General features: G+C 64.2%; 16 protein-coding genes. 10 read left to right on the top strand and 6 right to left on the bottom strand.

Annotation, left to right across the window (positions count from 1 at the left end):
* Window positions 1-110: 110 nt before the first annotated feature.
* The 4 genes from groL to ACXAED_RS13635 form a co-directional block, all read right to left on the bottom strand.
* Window positions 111-1,760 carry a chaperonin GroEL gene (groL, locus tag ACXAED_RS13650; protein ID WP_475050636.1) on the bottom strand — a complete coding sequence of 550 codons (1,650 nt, stop codon included), beginning with the start codon at window positions 1,758-1,760 and terminating at the stop codon, window positions 111-113.
* A 63-nt stretch (window positions 1,761-1,823) separates the two neighbouring features.
* The gene (locus tag ACXAED_RS13645) at window positions 1,824-2,111 is read right to left on the bottom strand and encodes a co-chaperone GroES (protein WP_475050633.1); all 288 of its coding nucleotides are present in this window, start codon (window positions 2,109-2,111) and stop codon (window positions 1,824-1,826) included.
* Window positions 2,112-2,303: 192 nt separating this feature from the next.
* Window positions 2,304-3,305 (bottom strand): isopenicillin N synthase family dioxygenase, encoded by a 1,002-nt coding sequence (locus ACXAED_RS13640; protein ID WP_475050630.1) that lies wholly within the window; start codon window positions 3,303-3,305, stop codon window positions 2,304-2,306.
* Between the two features lie 175 nt (window positions 3,306-3,480).
* Window positions 3,481-4,152: a DUF2161 domain-containing phosphodiesterase gene (locus ACXAED_RS13635; RefSeq protein WP_475050628.1), complete on the bottom strand. Its 672-nt coding sequence runs from the start codon at window positions 4,150-4,152 to the stop codon at window positions 3,481-3,483.
* A gap of 149 nt (window positions 4,153-4,301) precedes the next feature.
* On the opposite strand from ACXAED_RS13635, the gene ACXAED_RS13630 reads away from it, so the two are divergent.
* The 3 genes from ACXAED_RS13630 (at window position 4,302) to ACXAED_RS13620 (ending at window position 7,341) form a co-directional block, all read left to right on the top strand.
* Entirely contained in the window at window positions 4,302-5,285 is a 984-nt protein-coding gene (locus ACXAED_RS13630) for a TraB/GumN family protein (protein WP_475050625.1), read from the top strand.
* A gap of 47 nt (window positions 5,286-5,332) precedes the next feature.
* Entirely contained in the window at window positions 5,333-6,313 is a 981-nt protein-coding gene (locus tag ACXAED_RS13625; protein WP_475050624.1) for a TraB/GumN family protein, read from the top strand.
* Window positions 6,314-6,420: 107 nt separating this feature from the next.
* Window positions 6,421-7,341, top strand: coding sequence for a manganese-dependent inorganic pyrophosphatase (locus tag ACXAED_RS13620; protein WP_475050622.1), 921 nt, complete (start codon window positions 6,421-6,423; stop codon window positions 7,339-7,341).
* A gap of 588 nt (window positions 7,342-7,929) precedes the next feature.
* Here the strand turns inward: ACXAED_RS13620 and ACXAED_RS13615 are convergent.
* Entirely contained in the window at window positions 7,930-9,834 is a 1,905-nt protein-coding gene (locus ACXAED_RS13615) for a methyl-accepting chemotaxis protein (protein ID WP_475050619.1), read from the bottom strand.
* Window positions 9,835-10,026: 192 nt separating this feature from the next.
* Here ACXAED_RS13615 and ACXAED_RS13610 point away from each other — a divergent pair, with 192 nt between their 5' ends.
* From ACXAED_RS13610 to ACXAED_RS13580, 7 genes are all read left to right on the top strand, one after another.
* Window positions 10,027-10,902 carry a TIGR01459 family HAD-type hydrolase gene (locus ACXAED_RS13610; RefSeq protein WP_475050617.1) on the top strand — a complete coding sequence of 292 codons (876 nt, stop codon included), beginning with the start codon at window positions 10,027-10,029 and terminating at the stop codon, window positions 10,900-10,902.
* 197 nt (window positions 10,903-11,099) lie between these two features.
* Entirely contained in the window at window positions 11,100-11,543 is a 444-nt protein-coding gene (locus ACXAED_RS13605) for a MaoC family dehydratase (RefSeq protein ID WP_475050615.1), read from the top strand.
* A gap of 511 nt (window positions 11,544-12,054) precedes the next feature.
* Entirely contained in the window at window positions 12,055-12,522 is a 468-nt protein-coding gene (locus ACXAED_RS13600) for a GFA family protein (RefSeq protein WP_475053113.1), read from the top strand.
* Window positions 12,523-12,683: 161 nt separating this feature from the next.
* Window positions 12,684-13,616, top strand: a complete 933-nt coding sequence (locus tag ACXAED_RS13595) for a bifunctional riboflavin kinase/FAD synthetase (RefSeq protein ID WP_475050613.1) — start codon at window positions 12,684-12,686, stop codon at window positions 13,614-13,616.
* Window positions 13,613-14,095 (top strand): YcgN family cysteine cluster protein, encoded by a 483-nt coding sequence (locus ACXAED_RS13590; RefSeq protein WP_475050610.1) that lies wholly within the window; start codon window positions 13,613-13,615, stop codon window positions 14,093-14,095. The genes ACXAED_RS13595 and ACXAED_RS13590 overlap by 4 nt, the downstream gene beginning before the upstream one ends.
* Before the next feature lie 159 nt (window positions 14,096-14,254).
* Window positions 14,255-14,461 carry a hypothetical protein gene (locus ACXAED_RS13585; RefSeq protein ID WP_475050608.1) on the top strand — a complete coding sequence of 69 codons (207 nt, stop codon included), beginning with the start codon at window positions 14,255-14,257 and terminating at the stop codon, window positions 14,459-14,461.
* A gap of 87 nt (window positions 14,462-14,548) precedes the next feature.
* Window positions 14,549-15,583, top strand: a complete 1,035-nt coding sequence (locus ACXAED_RS13580; protein ID WP_475050605.1) for a threonine aldolase family protein — start codon at window positions 14,549-14,551, stop codon at window positions 15,581-15,583.
* Window positions 15,584-15,601: 18 nt separating this feature from the next.
* On the opposite strand, the gene ACXAED_RS13575 is transcribed toward ACXAED_RS13580, so the two are convergent.
* Entirely contained in the window at window positions 15,602-16,195 is a 594-nt protein-coding gene (locus ACXAED_RS13575; protein ID WP_475050604.1) for a DsbA family protein, read from the bottom strand.
* Between the last annotated feature and the right edge of the window lie 12 nt (window positions 16,196-16,207).

Here is a 16,207-nt window from a genome sequence, read left to right as displayed (position 1 = left end):
AAATACTCGCGCCGCAGGCAGGCCCGCAAGGCGGGCCTTCTTCTCCCCTCCGAAACGGAAAGGGGCCGCCCGAAGGCAGCCCCAAAGTCATCCGGATGGATGGCTGATGCTTACATCATGCCGCCCATGCCGCCCATGCCGCCCATGTCGGGCATGCCGCCGGCTGCCGCGCCTTCTTTGGCGGGCTTGTCGGCAACCATGGCCTCAGTGGTGATCAGCAGACCAGCAACCGAGGATGCGTCTTCCAGAGCGGTACGGGTCACTTTGGCCGGGTCGATCACGCCGAAGGAGAACATGTCGCCATATTCACCGGTCTGCGCGTTGTAGCCGAATGCGCTGTCCACGGATTCGCGGATCTTGCCGGCAACCACGGCACCGTCGACGCCTGCGTTCTCGGCGATCTGGCGCAGCGGCGCCTCGATGGCCTTGCGGACGATGTTGATGCCTGCGTTCTGGTCGGCGTTGGCGCCTTCCAGGCCTTCCAGGCCCTTGCCGGCCTGCACCAGGGCAACACCGCCGCCGACGATCACGCCTTCCTGCACGGCTGCGCGGGTCGCGTTCAGAGCGTCGTCCACACGGTCCTTGCGCTCTTTCACTTCCACTTCGGTCATGCCGCCGACGCGGATCACGGCAACACCGCCTGCCAGTTTGGCAACGCGTTCCTGCAGCTTCTCGCGGTCGTAGTCAGAGGTGGTTTCCTCGATCTGGGTGCGGATCTGGGCAACACGTGCTTCGATCTCGGCCTTCTCGCCAGCGCCGTCGACGATGGTGGTTTCGTCTTTGGTGATGGTGACTTTCTTGGCGGTGCCCAGCATGTCCATGGTCACGGACTCGAGCTTCATGCCCAGATCTTCGGAGATCACCTGGCCGCCGGTCAGGATCGCGATGTCCTGCAGCATGGCCTTGCGGCGGTCGCCGAAGCCCGGTGCCTTGACGGCTGCGATTTTCAGGCCGCCGCGCAGCTTGTTGACAACCAGGGTTGCCAGCGCTTCGCCTTCGACGTCCTCAGCAATGATCAGCAGCGGCTTCTGCGACTGGATCACCTGCTCCAGCAGCGGAACCATCGGCTGCAGCGAAGACAGTTTCTTCTCGTGCAGCAGGATCATGCAGTCTTCCAGATCCGCGACCATCTTGTCGGGGTTGGTGACGAAGTAGGGCGACAGGTAGCCGCGGTCGAACTGCATGCCCTCGACCACGTCGGTCTCGGTTTCCATGCCTTTGTTCTCTTCGACGGTGATGACGCCTTCGTTGCCGACTTTCTGCATCGCGTCAGCGATCTGGCGGCCGATTTCAGCTTCGCCGTTGGCGGAGATGGTGCCAACCTGCGCAACCTCGTCGGAGTCTTTCACTTCGCGGGCCATGTCCTTGATGCCCTGCACGACTTTGGCGGTTGCCAGGTCGATGCCGCGCTTCAGGTCCATCGGGTTCAGGCCGGCAGCAACCTGCTTCAGGCCTTCTTTGACGATCGCCTGGGCCAGAACGGTTGCGGTGGTGGTGCCGTCGCCGGCTTCGTCGTTGGTGCGGGAAGCAACTTCCTTCACCATCTGGGCGCCCATGTTCTCGAACTTGTCTTCCAGTTCGATTTCCTTCGCCACGGACACACCGTCCTTGGTGATGCGCGGTGCGCCGAAGGATTTGTCCAGAACCACGTTGCGGCCTTTCGGGCCCAGGGTCACTTTCACGGCGTCGGCCAGAATGTTGACGCCTTTCAGCATGCGGTTGCGGGCATCGGTGTCGAATTTGACGTCCTTAGCAGCCATTTTTCACTCTCCTAGAGAAATTCTGTGGGTTTCAGCGATCAGGGATCAGAGAAGCCGGACGGCTTACTCGATGATGCCCATGATGTCGCTTTCCTTCATCATCAGCAGCTCTTCGCCGTCGACGGTCACTTCGGTGCCGGACCACTTGCCGAACATGATGCGGTCGCCAGCGGACACGGCCATCTCGATCAGCTCGCCGCTGTCCTTGCGGGCGCCTGCGCCGCAAGCAACCACAACGCCTTCGCTCGGCTTTTCCTTGGCGGAATTGGGGATGATCAGGCCGCCCGCGGTTTTTTCTTCGCTTTCGGTGCGGCGCACCAGCACGCGGTCATGAAGCGGTTTCAATGCCATCTTTGCAGCTCCTTGAAAGGCTCAAAGGTTGTTATCTGTTGGACCTCCGCCTCCCCGGCGGGGCCGTTATCACTCACACGGGGTGAGTGCTAACGACGGGGAAGCTAGGAATGCCCCCGCATGTTGTCAACATGGAATCAGCAAAAAAAATGAGGGCGCCGGAGCGCCCTCTGTTCCGCCTATTTCGCGGCCTTATGCGGCCTTGTCTTTCAGGTGCGGGAAGCTGTCCTTAAAGCGGCCGAACTTGTGCGCGCCGCAGGTGACCGGTTCATAGCGCGCCGGGTTTTCCGCACTGACGCAACTGTCCAGCGGCTGGAACACCGCGTCCGCATCCGCATCAATGAAAAACGGGATCGAATAGCGTTCCCGGCCCGAAGCATTCACCACCCGGTGCAGGTTGGCCAGATACAGATCATTGGTCAGCCGCTGAACCAGATCGCCGATGTTGATGACAAAGGTTCCGGCAACGGGCGGCCCCTCGACCCATTGGCCGTCGCGGTTCATCACCTGCAAACCGCCCACATCATCCTGCGCCAGGATAGTCAGGCTGCCGTAATCCGTATGGGCGCCGATCCCCATCACGCTCTCATCAATCCGGCCCTCCTGCGGCGGGTAATGCAGCAGCCGCTGGATGGTGATCGGCTTCTGCATCCGCGGCACAAAGAAATCCGCCTCCAGATCCAGGCTGACCGCAATCGCCCGCATCAGCCGCTGCGCCAGGCCCTTCATCTCCTGATGGTAGCCATAGACCGCGCGTTGAAATTCCGGCTGCGCCGCGGGCCACAGGTTGGGGCCGAAGAACGGCGCATGCCCGGCCAGCCCGGCCGGCCCGATGTCGAAACATTCCTTCAGGTCCTTGGTCTTCGCGGGGTCGGTGTTCTCGCCGAAAATCTCGATATAGCCGCGCAGGGCAAGGCCCGATTTGGAGATATGCAGGTCCATCTTGTCCTGCAGCGGCAGGTCAAAGAACGCCCGGGTCTCATCAAAGGCGCCGTTCACAACCGCCTCCGGCACCCCGTGGTTCTTCACGTAGAAGAAGCCAACGTTGGTCAGCGCCCAGCGGATTTCCTTGGCCACCTCAAACAGGCTGCCGCCCGTGTTCAGCGCGCTGACGTCGATCACCGGGATCTTGTCGAAGGAAACCCGCTGCGCCCGCAGCCGGTCCTGAAGCCGGTCGATGTCCTGATCTGCCATTGCTCTCTCCCCTTGTGCAAAGTTGCGCCCGTCATCGGCGCAGACCGGCTCTTGCTCAACAGGGAAAAAATGCAACTCACATGAGTTGAATTAAACCGAACTTCGGAAACTGAGATGAAAATAAGTCGCATAGGCAACCGCACACATTAGATTGGAGAAAGCCAAGCTTACAGCTTCACTCCCCCTCCCAGCTTTCCGCCCAATGCACCAGCCCCTCGCGGCCCGCCTCGGTAAGCTGATAAATGCCGGTTTCCACCCGCTCGAACCAGCCATAGTGGTTCCTGGCCATCAACTGGGTAGCGCGGGCCACGCCGGTGGCCTTGGCGACCTCACTGCCCTTGCAGGCGCCGGTTCCGGCCAGATGCGCGGCGCAGGCCAGCGCGTCCTGGCGGTAGGCGGTGACAATGCCATGCCGGGTGGCGCCGCCCGCGTTGGGGTCGCCGCGCAAGGCTTGGAACTCGCGCAGCAGCCGTGCCTGTTTTTTCCTGGACTTGCGCGGCGCATACGGCCCGGGATCGCAATGCACCTCCGCACGGCCGTCCGCCAGCACCGTGATCAGCCCCAGACCCAGCCGCCGGCACATCGCCAGATTGTCCTTCAGCATCCGCCGCGCCTGCCGCCCGTTGGGCCGCGGCACCGCAATATAGACATGGTCGGTGATGGCCAGACGGGCCACCGCCTGGTGAAACAGCGACAGCGAAAACTTCAGCTTCAGCTCGACAATCACCGGCGGCTCCGCACCGCGGACCGCCACCACATCGGCGGCCCCCACCTCGCCCTTGACGGCGTAGCCCTGCCCTTCCAGCAGCGCCTTCACCGGCGCATAAAGCTGTTCTTCCCGTTCCATGCCCCATGACTGGCATCAAGCGCCGCCCTTGGCAATCCGCCGCCCGAATTTGCGCCCCGGTGCCGGGTTTGCCATTGCCGCGCCCCCTGCTCCGCCCTAGGGTCAAATGCTCAGGCCACAGTACCGGAACCCCGGGGAAAGGGCGCTTGATGAAACGGATTGCACTTGCCTTGGCCCTGGCGCTGCAGGCCACTGCCGGCTTTGCCGCCTGCCGCGGCATCGACTACCGCGATCACCTGCCGCCCGCCACCGAAGCGCGGCTGGAGCGCGAAATGGCCGCCACCCCGTTTTCCCGCGGCAATCACTGGGTCGCGACCAAGGGCAACCGCACCATCCACGTGATCGGCACCATGCATGGCGGCGATTCCCGCATGGCGCGGGTGATGCGCAACCTGCGCCCGGCGCTGGCCTCGGCCCAGGCCATTTACCTGGAGACAGTGCAAGCCGAAATGGGCGACGTTGACGCCATGCCCGCCTCCCTCGCCCGCAGCTTTCTGCTGCCGCAGGGGCAGGAGCTGCGGCACCTGCTGGGCAAGGAGGCCTGGCAGCATTTCGAGCTGACCGCCCGGGTTTCCGGCGCCAATGTGGAAACCATGAACCGGATGCAGCCCTGGGCGATTTCCATGTTCCTCGTGCAAAGCGGCTGCCGCCCCTATGGCTTTGGCCTGAAGCGCGGCCTGGACGACCGGATCTCGGATTTCGCCAGCCGCAAACGCATCCCCATCGGCGCGCTGGAAACCCCGGCGCAGGCGCTGACGGCCATCGCCAGCCTGCCGCTGCGCGATCAGGCGCGGATGCTGGAACTGGAACTGGAGCTGGTGCAATCGGACAAACCAGAGGATGCCACCCCGGTCGAAGCCTATTTCGACCAAAGCGTCTGGTCCGCCTTCGTGCTCGCGCCGTGGATCAGCGCCCAGTACAGCAGCTTCTCCGGCGCCGAGACCGCGCGGCTGTGGCGCCAGTACAATGACCGCCTGCTGGACCAGCGCAACAAACGCTGGATGAAGGTGATCCTGGCTGCCCGGCAGGAGCGGATCGTGGTTGCGGTCGGCGCGGCCCATTTGCCTGGCAGGAACGGCGTGCTGAACCTGTTGAATGCCAAGGGCTTCAGCCTCAGCCGCGCCCCGTGGTAGGGATGGGGCGCATCCATTTCCGCCACCCTTTTCAGGACCTGTCTTTCATGCGGCTTTTCCTCTCCGTTCTCTTCCTGCTGCTGCCCGCCGCGCTGTGGGCCGCCTGCACCGGCACCGATCTGCGCACCACCCTTCCGGCGGACGATCTGGCCCGGCTCCAGGCACGGGCCGCGGCGGCCCCCTTTGCCGAAGGCAACCACTGGATTGCCCGCCGCGGCGCCCGCACTGTTCACGTGATCGGCACCCTGCACATCAACGACCCGCGGATGGACCGGATCACCAGCGCTCTGGCACCGGTGGTCCGCCAGGCCGATCTCTTGCTGATGGAGGCCAGCCCCGCCGACAAGGCCGCGTTTGAAAATGAACTCGGCCGCACCCCGTCGCTGATGCTGATCACCGAAGGCCCGACCCTGATCGACCGCCTGCCGCAGGAGGAGTGGGAGAGCCTCTCCGCCAAGGCCCGCGCGCACGGGGTCGCGCCCTGGATGGCCGCCAAGATGCGGCCCTGGTTCCTGGCCCTGTCGATGGCGGTGCCGCCCTGCGTGCTGCGGCAGCCGGAGTTCAAGAACGGCCTCGACCTGCGCCTGGCCGCCGCTGCCGAGGAGGCCGGCGTGCCAATCCGGTCGCTGGAAGACCCGATGTCCGTGATCCGGATGCTGGACGGCGACCCGCTGGAGGAGCAGGTCCGCCAGCTGCGCGCCTTTACCGCTCTGCTGGGCGGCGGCCAGGACAATTTCTTTACCACGGCTGAGGCCTATTTTGACCAGCAGGTGCTGCACGCCCTGTACCTGAGCGAGCAGGAGTTTCTGGAAAGCGGCGCCCTGACGCAGGAAGAGCGGGAGGCCATCTGGACCGACGCGATGCAAGAGCTGCTGGACCAGCGCAACCAGGCCTGGATCCCGGTGATTGAAGCGGCTGAGGACGGCGTGATCGTGGTGGCCGCAGGCGCGCTGCACCTGCCGGGGGAGAACGGCGTGCTGAACCTGCTGCAGCAGCAGGGCTACACCCTCGAACGCGCACCCTTCTGAGCACATCGCCGCATTGCAGCAGCAGCGGGGTGACAAGCGTGCGCGCCGGTCCTATAAGGCGCGCAAATCTCCCCTTTACTGACCTCATGAGTGAACAGGACAGCCCCATGACCATTCAAGTTTTCGGCCATAAATCCCCCGACACCGACTCCACCGGCTCCCCGATCGTCTGGGCCTGGTACCTGAACGAGGTGAAAGGCGTTGCTGCCGAGCCCAAACTGCTGGGCGAGCCGAACACCGAAGCGGCCTTCATGCTGCAGCGCTGGGGCCTGGAAAAGCCGGAAATCATCGCCGACGTCGCTGATGACGCGGCTGTTGTGATCGTCGACACCAACAACCCGGCCGAGCTGCCCGCCAACATCAACGGCGCCGACGTGCAGGCGATCATCGACCACCACAAGCTGGTCGGCGGCCTGGAAACCAAAGGCCCGATCGACATCACCATCCGCCCGCTGGCCTGCACCGCCACCATCATGCACGACCTGATGGGCGACGATGCCGCCAAGATGCCCGAGGCGGTCAAGGGCGCAGCGCTGACCTGCATCCTGTCCGACACCCTGGAATTCCGCTCGCCGACCACCACCGCCCACGACAAGGAAGTGGCCGAGAAGCTGGCTGCCGACCTGGGCATCAATATTGCCGACTACGCGGCTGAGATGTTTGCTGCCAAGTCCGACGTCTCCTCCTTCTCCGATGCCGAACTGCTGCGCATGGACTCCAAGGAATATGAGGTCGACGGCACCAAGTTCCGCGTCTCGGTTCTGGAAACCACCGCGCCGGCCGTGGTGCTGGACCGCAAGGCGTCGCTGATGGACACCATGACCACCGTCGCGTCTGAGGACGGCGTCGATCAGGTGCTGCTGTTCGTGGTCGACATCCTGAACGAGGAAGCCACCCTGCTGGTGCCCAACGACCTGGTCAAGACCGTGGCAAGCAAGTCCTTCGGCGCCGATGCCTCGGGCGACACCGTGGTGCTGCCGGGCATCATGTCCCGCAAGAAACAGATCATTCCGAACCTGAAAATGTAATCCGCTTCAGGTTTGCAGAACCGCAAAAGGCGCCCCGCGGGGCGCCTTTTTTCGTGGCGGGATGCTGTGGCGGCCTGTGTCCGCGGGCTTGGAGCCCCCTGTCTTTGCTGATTGTGCGGAGACCGCGGTGCGGCGCCCAGCAGGCATCTGAGTGTTTGTTCCGGTTCGGGTTCCGGCCCCATAAAACAGCAAAGCCGCTTCCGGCGAAGCTGCCTTGATCCGCTTGACTGGCCGGAGCGCCCGGACAGAAGCCTCAACAGCCATCTTGACACGCTGAGTCCGCACCAACCCGCTGAAACTGTTTTCGGAAATCCAGCAAACGGTGCCGTGGGCAAAGGCATCTGGCTGGCGCCGCCAATCACCGGCCGGCTTTGCCCCCCGGCGTACCTGACGCCCCTCGCTCGCAAAGGCCGCCGTTACTCACTACACGCGTGCGCCTGCCAGACACCGCGGCCCCGCCAGCTGGCCGGACCGCGCAACAATGTTGCCCAACCGCCGGCCCCGCGCCAATCTATCGATATTGATAGGGTTGGAATTCTGCCAGGATGGAGTGCGGCCCGGCCCGGCCGCGCCGCGGGACCGTTCGGGTCAGGCCGAACGCGGCAGGGCTGCGCCATTACGGTCCGGCCAGGCTTCGCTGCCGTCGTTGAAATCCTCCCAGGCGGCATCAGCGAGCGGCTCTCCTTCCGCCTCAGCCACGGGCCGGGGCGGCTGCGCCGGCACCGGGGCCGCGCGTGTCTCTGCGGCTGCGGCCTCCACGGCGTTCCCGCCGCCGCGCAGGACAAACTGGCGCACCAGCCGGTTGAGCCCCACGGTCTCGGCATTCATCGCGCGGATGGCAGAGCCGGCCTGGACAACCATGGATGCATTCTGCTGAGTCACCTGATCCAGCTGGGACACACCCGAATTGATCTCATTCAGCCCCTGCGCCTGCTCGCCGGATTCGCTGGAGATGCCGGACACCAGCTCGGCGATGGTGCCGACCTGGCTGACAACCCCGGTCAGCGCCTGGCCGGCGCCATCCACCTTGCGCACCCCGTCTTCCACATGAGCGGTGCTGGCACTGATCAGGGTCTTGATTTCATTGGCCGCCTCCGAAGAGCGCTGCGCCAGCGCCCGCACCTCTGAGGCCACCACGGCAAAGCCGCGCCCGACCTCGCCGGCCCGGGCCGCCTCGACCCCGGCATTGAGCGCCAGCAGGTTGGTCTGGAAGGCGATGTCGTCGATCACCCCGATGATTTGCGAAATCTGATGCGAGGACTGCTCGATCTCGTTCATTGCGGCAATGGCGCCTTCGACCACTTCGCCGCTGCGCTCCACCTCCTTGCGGGCAGTGTTCACCACGTCCTGGACCTGCTGGGCGTTGTGCGCCGAGGAGTTGACGCTGGCGGTCATCTGCTCCAGCGCGGCGGCGGTTTCCTCCAGCGTCGCTGCCTGGCTTTCGGTGCGCGACGACAGATCGTCCGACGCGGCTTGGATTTCAGCCGATTGCTGCTGAATGCGGGCACCCGCCTGAACCACGTCGGACATCAGCTCATTCAGCTTGTCGACGGTTTCATTGTAATTCACGCGCAAAGCGTCGTAATCGCTATTGAATTTCTCACCGATCCGGTCGCTCAGGTCGCCATTGGACAGCCGCTGGAGACCGCTGCGCAAGCGCTCGATCACCTGCTCGCTTTCCTCGCGCAGCGCGTTCTGTTCTTCCAGAGCGTCGATCACCCGCGCCGACACCCTATCAATGTCCTTGGCGATTTCTCCGAAATCGTCGCTCCGCATCCTGTCGGAAACCCTGATGCCGAATTCACCCTCGGCCACTTCCTGCAGGGCATCGCGCAGCCGCCCGACCGGGCGCACGATGTTGAGCATCATTTTGCGGGCATTGTAGATTGACAGGAGGATCAGGGCAGCGGAGACCGCGAGCAGCGAATAAAGCAGCATCATGTCATGGGCGCGGGCAGACACGGCTGTCGCGCGCGCGTTGCTGACGATCCTGTCCCCAAGCGGGCCGAGGACGGCCCCAAGCTGCTCAGACCGCAGCTGGAAGGACGCCAACGCCGCATCCAGCCCGGCGCCGCCGCTGAGCGCGGCATCCGTGGTCCCGCCGGCCGAAAGCAGAAACTGGTCCACTTGCGGCAGCGCGGTTTCCAGCAGGCCACGCACATCGTCCTCCAGATCCATGGCCTGAAGCGCCGACAGCTCCTGGCGGAAGACCGCATCTCTCTCTGCCACTTCGGCCCGTGCGTCTGCCCTTGCCGTTTGCGCGCCATCCCGCCCGGCCAGAACGGCGGCAAACACCGAAGCCTCCACCGCGTCATGCATCATGTCTGCCCGCAGCACATGACGGGAGGCCTGCGTCGCGCTGATCTGCCGTTCCAGTTCCAGCTCGCTTTGCCAGAGGCTGTAAATCGCGAAGGAGGACAGAATCAAAATCGCGGCGACCGAAATGATACCGGAGATAAGAAACCGGGACTTCATGGACATCGTACGGAACATGGGCAACACACCTTAGAGCTGATTGTGACGCCCATTATTTCCGCTTAGATTTAATCACTCCTGAAGCCGCAGAGGCTCTGACACGATTTTGCGCGCTTTTTTTGGTGCCGCGCCCGCCGCCGCTGCACTGGCCTTCGCCAGGAGGCTCTGCCATAGGTGAGACCAAAGGACCTTTGCGCGAAAGTAGACCCCATGACCCAGATCATTACCTCCCTTTCCGAAGTCTCCAGCCGTTACAAGGCACTGTTTGTCGACCTTTGGGGCTGCGTGCACAACGGGATCACTGCCTTTCCGGACGCGGTGGCGGCGCTCCAGGCGTACCGGGCGCAGGGCGGTATTGTGGTGCTGGTCACCAACTCCCCGAAACCGCGCGCGGGCGTGGCGGCGCAGCTGGGGCAGTTCAACGTGCCCGACGACGCCTATGACACCATCTCGACCTCCGGCGATTCCGCGCGGGCGGCGATGTTCACCGGGGCGGTCGGCAACAAGGTGTATTTCATGGGTGAATGGGAGCGCGACGCGGGCTTTTTCGAGCCGCTGCATGTCATCCACAACCCGGTGGAGATCACCCGGGTGCCGCTGAAGGAGGCCGAGGGCATCGTCTGCTGCGGTCCGTTCGACCCGCATGCGGACCCGGCAGTGAACCGGCCCGATTTCCTTTATGCCAAGCAGATGGGGATGAAACTGCTGTGCGCCAACCCCGATATCGTGGTCGACCGCGGCGAGACGCGGGAGTGGTGCGCGGGCGCGCTGGCGCGGCTTTATACCGAGATGGGCGGCGAGAGCCTGTATTTCGGCAAGCCGCACCCGCCGATCTATGATCTGGCGCGCCGCCGGCTGGCGGAGCTGGGCCAGGACATTGCCGACGCGGAGATCCTGGCGATCGGCGACGGGCCGCACACCGATATTGCCGGCGCCATGGGGGAAGGCATCGATTCCCTGTTCATCACCGGCGGCCTTGCGGCCAGAGAGACAAAAACATCGGTCCAGCCGGACCCCGAAGCGCTGGAGGCCTATTTGCAGAAGGAACAGTCCGGCCCGACCTATGCCATTGGTTTCCTGCGGTAAAACGCCCCTGCCGGGCAGCAGGCCCCGGGTATCCCGCAGACCTGAACGACCAGACCCCGCCGCAACAGGCGGGGTTTTCTTTTGCCAAACCCTCTTGATTTTCTGCAACTGCAAAGTAATAAAGTTGCGCAAGCGGGCAATGGAGCGCGCAATTATTTCATCGGCACCTGAGGCCAGACAGGTGAACGGAGGATCGAATGTTGGACAACATGCCGCGCGGAACCATCTGCATCGAAGACATCGAGATGGGAATGGTGCGTTACCTGCGCAAAACCATCACCGATGAGGACATCCGGATGTTTGCCGATGTCTCCACCGACCATAACCCGGTGCATATGGATGACGATTATGCCCGCGACACGATCTTTGAGGGCCGGATCGCGCATGGGATGCTGACGGCGGGGCTGATCTCGGCGGTGATCGGCGAGCAGCTGCCCGGCCATGGCACCATCTACATGAGCCAGTCGCTGAAGTTCCTGGCCCCGGTGCGTCCCGGCGACATGGTGCTGGCAGAGGTCGAGGTGACCGACATCGTGATCGACAAGCGCCGGGTGAAACTGGACTGCCGCTGCATGGTCGACGGCAAGAAGGTTCTGGTGGGCGAGGCGATGGTGATGGCGCCGTCGCGCAAGTTCGACTGAGCCGGCAGCCTGCTGGCCAGCCAGCATTTGCCAGCAGTTTCAGCCGCCCGGGGCCTTTGCCCTTGGCGGTTTTGCTTTGCTGGTCTCTGTTGTTTCGTTCGTTTCGTGCTGTTGGAACGCTGTGTCCCAATTAAGGGGGCGGCGCCGCCGGGTGGAGGTGGACAGCCCCCTCGGGGCCTGCTCGGACAGGATTTCCTGAGCGACCCCCTTTTTATCAGGGCCGGTCTCCGGGTGTCGCGCAGGCAGCCGCACAGATGCCTGCGCCTCGTATCATGGCCCCGCGCGCGAGCCCATGGCGGGTGATCTCGATCGTCTGGCAGTCTGGCATATGGCCATGAGGATTGCGTGAAGGGGGCGTGCGGCGGAAAAGCAACGGGCCAAGGCTCAACCACCCCTGTCAGGGTCGGGTTGCGCGTGTTTTGCGGTTGCGGCGTCCCGCGCGCCTGGCGGGGCCGGTTTTGAGTTGCACCCGGAAAGTGATAGCAAGGGAGCTGGTCCTGGTTTTCCAGCGATGAAACACACTGGAGCAACGATGGTCGAACGAACAGCAACATGCAGATGCGGCCAGCTGACCGCAACCTGCAGAGGTGAGCCGGTCCGGGTCTCGGTATGCCACTGCCTTGAGTGCCAAAAACGCTCCGGCAGCGTCTTTGCCGCTCAGGCCCGTTGGCCGGATGCCGATGTGACGGTCCGCGGAAAGTTCGCAATTTGGGAGCGCGTTGCCGACAGCGGCCACAAGGCAACTTACAAGTTTTGCCCGGACTGCGGTTCGACACTGGCATTTGTAATCGAAGGCTGGCCGGGGGTCATTGCAGTTCCTGTTGGCGCATTTGCAGACCCTCAATTCCCCGCACCGCGGTTTTCGGTTTATGAGCACCGGAAGCATTCCTGGGTGGAAATTGCAGGCGGGGACGTTGAGCACTCAGCCGATCCAAGCATCGCTTTCACGCAAGGCAAACTGCCCGGCAGCAAGGACTGACCGGCTGTATCTGAAACTGCCGCCTGCAGGCACATACTGGCCTGGCGTTGCGCGCCACCGGGCAGCGCTGGCGCTGTTCCCTGACAGAGCCGCCCCTGCTCTCTTCCTTCCCCCGCCACTGGCCGCTTGAACCGCCGCGCGGGTGCGGGTACGGATGCGCCATGCGTATCGTCAGAGATTTTGAATTCGTCGAAGACCAGGACCGGGGCGCCACTGTTGCCATCGGCAACTTCGACGGCGTGCATTTGGGCCATCAATCGGTGATCGAGCTGGCCCGCGAGGCCGCTCCCGGGGCGCCCTTGGGGGTGATGACGTTTGAGCCGCATCCGCGCGAGTTTTTTGCGCCCGATGCCCCGCCCTTCCGCCTGATGCGGGCCGAGACCCGCGCTCACCGGCTGGAGAAGCTGGGGGTGGAGCGGCTGTATGAGCTGAACTTCAACACCGCGCTGTCGAGCCTGACGCCGGAGGAATTCGCCCGCGACGTGATCGCCGAAGGGCTGGGTCTGGCGCATGTGGTGGTGGGTGCCGATTTCTGTTTCGGCAAGGGCCGGGCCGGCAATGCCGAAGACCTGCAGCGGTTTGGCGCGCAATACGGGTTTGGCGTCACCATTGCGCCGCTGATGGAGTATTCCGAGCACGCGGTGTCCTCTACCGCGATCCGCAACGCGCTGAGCGAGGGGCGGCCTGCGGATGCCAAGGAGATGCTGGGCCACTGGCACCGGATCGAGGGGGTGGTGATCGGCGGCGAGCAGCGCGGGCGGGAGCTGGGCTTTCCCACCGCCAACATGTCGATCGAGGGGCTGCACCAGCCGCGCTTTGGCGTCTATGCGGTGCTGGTCGATGTCTTGGACGGCCCGCATCAGGGCAGCTATCACGGCGCGGCCTCCATCGGGGTCAGGCCGATGTTCGGCGGCGTGGTCCCGAATATCGAGACCTTCCTGTTCGATTTCTCCGGCGACCTTTACGGGGCGACGCTGTCGGTCGGGCTGGTGGAATTCCTGCGGCCTGAGCTGAAGTTCGACGGGCTGGACGCGCTGACCGCCCAGATGGACGCGGATTGCGCCCAGGCGCGCGAAATCCTGGCGGCGCTATGAGACGGGGCAAGGACGTGATCGACCGCTCCGGCCTGGGCGCGCGCTTCTGGGAGAAGAAGCCGCTGGCAAAGCTGAGCCAGAAGGAATGGGAAGCGCTGTGCGACGGCTGCGGCAAGTGCTGCCTGAACAAGCTGGAGGATGAGGACAGCGGCGAGGTGGCGCTGACCCGGGTGGCCTGCCGCCTGCTGGACGACAGCACCTGCCGCTGCGCGCAGTATCCGATCCGGCATCAGTTCGTGCCGGAATGCATCGTGCTGAAACCGGACAACCTGGACACCCACGCCTATTGGATGCCGGAAACCTGCGCCTACCGGCTGCTGTGGCAGGGCAAACCGCTGCCGGAATGGCACCCTTTGCTGACGGGCACCCCGGAGAGCGTGCATGAGGCCGGGGTTTCGGTGCGCGGCTGGACGGTGTCGGAGTTCGAGATCGCCGAAGAAGAGTGGGAAGACCACATCATCGACGAGCCCCTGGGCTGAGCGGGTTTGCCCCGCCGGCCGGGTCGGTTTCATTAAGCACCCTTGCAATTCAGGGTTGCAAAGCGCACTCCCCCTCCCGCATTCTGGGAAGAACCGGGCGCCGGGCCGGCACAGCAGCGGCTCCGGGTCCGAACTGGTATTCCAGCAGGAGGGCGGTCAATGCCATTCAAGCACGGCGCCTATTTCAGCCGGCGGGAAATCTATAAGGCGAAAGAGTTCCTCTCGACCCTGGATCTGAGCGGCCGGCAGGCCAATGATATCCAGGCCTGGCACAGGTATCATCTGGCGCGGCAGCTGACCGTCTGGGCCATTGCCGGCACCTGCACCGGCTTCGCAATGGGGTATCTGTTCGCGCAAATGTTCTGAAAGCGCGGGACAGGCACGGCTTGGAATCCGCCGCAGAACTGCCTACTGCTTGGGGCGTAACCGCATGCAGACCAAGGACACAGCCCGATGCATTTCGCCTCCGACAATTCCGGCCCGGTGCCGCAGCAGATCCTTGACGCCCTGGCCGCGGCCAACCGGGGCTATGCCATGGGCTATGGCGCCGATGCGGAAATGGCCGAGGTGACGGCGCGGATCCGGGAGATTTTCGAGGCGCCGGAGGCGGCGGTTTACTTGGTGGCGACCGGCACTGCGGCCAATGTGCTGGCGCTGTCGACGCTGGCGCAGCCGTGGCAGACGGTGTTCTGCACCAAGCCTGCCCATATCAACATGGATGAATGCAACGCGCCGGAGTTCTACAGCGGCGGTGCCAAGCTGACGCTGGTCACAGATGCGGACAAGATGACGTCTGAGGCTTTGCGCGCCGCCATCGAGGGCGAGGAGACCCGCGGTGTGCATGGGCCGCAGCGGGGGCCGGTGTCGCTGACGCAAGTCACGGAGTTCGGCACCGTTTACAGCCTGACGGAGCTGCAATCGGTCTGCGCGGCAGCCAAGGAATACGGGCTGCCGGTGCATATGGACGGCGCGCGGTTCACCAATGCGCTGGTGTCGCTGGGCTGCACGCCGGCGGAGATGACCTGGAAGGCTGGCGTGGATGCGGTGTCGTTCGGCGGCACCAAGAACGGCTGCCTGGGGGTGGAGGCGGTGATCTTCTTTGATCCCAAACACGCGCAGGAGTTCGAGTACCGCCGCAAGCGCGGGGCGCATCTGTTTTCCAAGCACCGGTATCTGTCGGCGCAGATGCTCGCCTATCTGAACGATGATCTGTGGCTTAAAAACGCCCGCGCGGCCAATTCCAAGGCGGCGCTGCTGGCCGAGGGTCTGGAGGCGGCGGGTGCGCATTTCACCCATCCGCCGCAGGCCAACATGATCTTTGCCGCCCTGCCCCGCGGGAAGCATCAGGAACTGTTCGCCGCAGGCGCCATCTACCACCTGTGGGACGGGCTGCTGCAGGGGCCGGAGCATGAGCTGGTCACAGCCCGCTTTGTCTGCGACTGGTCGGTTCCGGAAGAGGATATCCGGGCGTTCCTGTCGTTGCTTTAAAGTGCGGCCGGGCCGCGGTTACTGGCGGCCCTGCGCCCAGAGCAGCGCGTCTTCCAGCCGGTCGTCGCCCCAGAAGATCTCCTTGCCCACCGCAAAGCTGGGCGCGCCGAAGATGCCAAGGGCCATTGCTTCGTCTGTCGCTTTGGCCAGCATCCGGACAGTTTCCTCTGACTGCGCCGCCTCCAGCACACGGGCCGGATCCTGGCCTGCGGCCTCCAGGCTGGCGCTGAGGTTCGGGTCCTCGCCCGCGGGCTGGCCCGCCTCGAACCAGCAGCGGTAGGCGGCCTGGGTATAGGCCTCTCCCCAGCCCTCCGCCGCGCCGAGCGCCGCGACCTGGTTGGCCAGCACCAGCTCCGGCAGCGGATAGGGCGCCGGCAGCCGCACATGGAAGCCATAGCGCTGCGCGCGGCGTTCGACATCGCGCCACATGTAGGCGGTCTTTTCCGGCTTGTCCTTGAAGGGGATGTTGTTCTGCACCGTCATCACGTGGCGCACGTTGAAGGGGCGCCAGCGGACCGCAACGCCGGCCTCGGCCGCCGCGTCCGCGATCCGCATCACGGTCAAGTAGGTGTAGGTGCTGCCGATCGAATACCAGAAATCAAGTCCGGGCATGTGACCCTCCCG

The organism is Leisingera sp. ABM4_103, assembly GCF_056158685.1.
Note: the sequence above shows the minus strand (reverse complement) of the source record. Positions and strands in the feature narration are given on the sequence as shown.

Coding starts and splice junctions, on each gene's coding strand:
- groL (WP_475050636.1), bottom strand. CDS start 1,760: ATGGCTGCTAAGGACGTCAAATTCGACACCGATGCCCGCAACCGCATG.
- ACXAED_RS13645 (WP_475050633.1), bottom strand. CDS start 2,111: ATGGCATTGAAACCGCTTCATGACCGCGTGCTGGTGCGCCGCACCGAA.
- ACXAED_RS13640 (WP_475050630.1), bottom strand. CDS start 3,305: ATGGCAGATCAGGACATCGACCGGCTTCAGGACCGGCTGCGGGCGCAG.
- ACXAED_RS13635 (WP_475050628.1), bottom strand. CDS start 4,152: ATGGAACGGGAAGAACAGCTTTATGCGCCGGTGAAGGCGCTGCTGGAA.
- ACXAED_RS13630 (WP_475050625.1), top strand. CDS start 4,302: ATGAAACGGATTGCACTTGCCTTGGCCCTGGCGCTGCAGGCCACTGCC.
- ACXAED_RS13625 (WP_475050624.1), top strand. CDS start 5,333: ATGCGGCTTTTCCTCTCCGTTCTCTTCCTGCTGCTGCCCGCCGCGCTG.
- ACXAED_RS13620 (WP_475050622.1), top strand. CDS start 6,421: ATGACCATTCAAGTTTTCGGCCATAAATCCCCCGACACCGACTCCACC.
- ACXAED_RS13615 (WP_475050619.1), bottom strand. CDS start 9,834: ATGTTCCGTACGATGTCCATGAAGTCCCGGTTTCTTATCTCCGGTATC.
- ACXAED_RS13610 (WP_475050617.1), top strand. CDS start 10,027: ATGACCCAGATCATTACCTCCCTTTCCGAAGTCTCCAGCCGTTACAAG.
- ACXAED_RS13605 (WP_475050615.1), top strand. CDS start 11,100: ATGTTGGACAACATGCCGCGCGGAACCATCTGCATCGAAGACATCGAG.
- ACXAED_RS13600 (WP_475053113.1), top strand. CDS start 12,055: ATGAAACACACTGGAGCAACGATGGTCGAACGAACAGCAACATGCAGA.
- ACXAED_RS13595 (WP_475050613.1), top strand. CDS start 12,684: ATGCGTATCGTCAGAGATTTTGAATTCGTCGAAGACCAGGACCGGGGC.
- ACXAED_RS13590 (WP_475050610.1), top strand. CDS start 13,613: ATGAGACGGGGCAAGGACGTGATCGACCGCTCCGGCCTGGGCGCGCGC.
- ACXAED_RS13585 (WP_475050608.1), top strand. CDS start 14,255: ATGCCATTCAAGCACGGCGCCTATTTCAGCCGGCGGGAAATCTATAAG.
- ACXAED_RS13580 (WP_475050605.1), top strand. CDS start 14,549: ATGCATTTCGCCTCCGACAATTCCGGCCCGGTGCCGCAGCAGATCCTT.
- ACXAED_RS13575 (WP_475050604.1), bottom strand. CDS start 16,195: ATGCCCGGACTTGATTTCTGGTATTCGATCGGCAGCACCTACACCTAC.